A 304-nucleotide genomic window follows, 5' to 3' on the forward strand; every position below is an offset into this window, starting at 1 on the left:
TTACGAGGCCTTATTGGAGCATGCCATCCATAAGCTAGGGGCTGAAGAAGTTCAAGCGATTAAGCAGCAGGTGCAGCAGCATCGTGCATGGGATGATCGTGAAAAATCCATTCGTATTGTGGATCAGCTCATGATTCGCTGTCAGGAATTAGCGCCTGCTACCGTCCTGTTATATGCACCACCTTACTATCCAGCCATTAATTCATCCAATCATCCATTAGTGAAACAGTCGATTGAATTAATGAAGCAAACAGCTCAAACCTTTGATATTGAGGTGGAGCAGATCCATTACTTTAACGGAATT

The 304-nt window shown here is 43.8% G+C and carries 1 pseudogene; it reads left to right on the plus strand.

What is annotated here, in order from left to right:
• Window positions 1-304: pseudogene (locus V1L66_RS21385) on the plus strand (amino acid degradation protein); the annotation flags it as partial.

Source organism: Lysinibacillus sp. IITD104 (assembly GCF_036698265.2).
Classification (GTDB): Bacteria; Bacillota; Bacilli; order Bacillales_A; family Planococcaceae; genus Lysinibacillus; species Lysinibacillus boronitolerans.